Annotated in this window: 1 protein-coding gene; it reads left to right on the top strand. The window is 54.8% G+C overall.

Annotated elements, in window-relative coordinates; translation table 11 throughout:
- Window positions 1-69 precede the first annotated feature (69 nt).
- Window positions 70-1,211, top strand: a protein-coding gene (locus tag ACYP2A_RS17785; RefSeq protein ID WP_459746954.1) for an IS3 family transposase whose coding sequence is annotated in 2 segments (ribosomal slippage) — window positions 70-322 and window positions 322-1,211 — 1,143 coding nt in all. Because the reading frame shifts where the segments join, the coding sequence is not laid out codon by codon here.
- Window positions 1,212-1,248 lie beyond the last annotated feature (37 nt).

Genomic DNA, 1,248 nt, shown 5'->3' with positions numbered 1-1,248 from the left:
TGATGTGGCCTAATGATTCCGGACATCCCCAAAGGAGCGGTACCCTACCGCTCAACGATGAGGTGTCCGATGTCCAAGCGTCATTTTTCTCCCGAGTTCAGACTTGAAGCTGCACAGCTTGTTCTGGATGCTAATTATTCAACTGCCCAAGCCTGCGCAGCGATGGGGGTTGGTCCCACCGCATTGCGCCGTTGGGTTGAACAACTGCGGCAGGAACGTGGTGGATCAACGCCAGAAACAGCCAAGGCCATGACCTCTGAACAACAGCAAATCCAGGCTCTGCACGCCAAGATTCGCAAGCTCGAAATGGAGAAGGAAATCCTAAAAAAGGCTACCGCTCTCTTGATGTCCGATTCCCTCGATCGATAGCCCTGATCGAGAAGTTGATTGAGCACTTCCCCGTGGCCAGCTTATGCAGTGTGTTTGGAGTTAATCGCAGCCGGTATTACGACTATCTGAAACGACGGGATCAAGCTGATCCAGCCAGAGATCAACTCAAGGAGCTAGCGATCCAGCTGCATGCTCAAAGTCGTGGTTCTATGGGCGCGCGAGGCTTGTCAAAGGCCCTCAAGGCGAAAAGTCATACAGTGGGGCGGTTTCTCGCGGGTCGCCTGATGTCCGAGGCGGGGCTGTACAGCCATCAGCGTCGCCCCAGGCCTTACCGGCATAGCGTGGTGCAGTCCAGGTTTGCAGAGAATCTGTTGAAGCGTCAGTTCAAAGTCGCAGGGCCCAATCAGGTCTGGTGCGGGGATGTAACCTATATTTGGGCCGGAACGCATTGGGTGTATCTGGCGGTTGTTCTCGATCTATACGCCAGACGAATAGTGGGATGGGCGATTTCCACCAGCCCGGACTCAGCGCTGACGTGCAAGGCTCTGGCACTGGCCTACGAGGCTAGAGGAAGACCGCAAAAGGTCATGTTTCACTCCGATCAGGGTTGTCAGTACAGCAGCGAAATGTTCCGTACCAAGCTTGATGATCTGGGCATGCAACAGAGCATGAGCCGGCGCGGAAACTGCTGGGACAATGCCCCGGTGGAGCGTTTCTTCGGCAGTCTGAAGTCGGAATGGATACCGAAAAAAGGCTATCAACACGAGGAGCAAGCCAAGGGGGATGTACTGCGTTATGTCATCCACCATTACAACCAGGTCAGGCTCCACAGCTACAACGAATACCGCACGCCGGCCGATCAGGAAAGGCTGGCGGCCTAGCTCCTATAACTGTGTCCGGAATCAGTTGACCAGATCA

It is taken from the genome of Pseudomonas sp. 3A(2025), from assembly GCF_054589175.1.
This window is presented reverse-complemented; position numbering and strand designations above follow the sequence as displayed.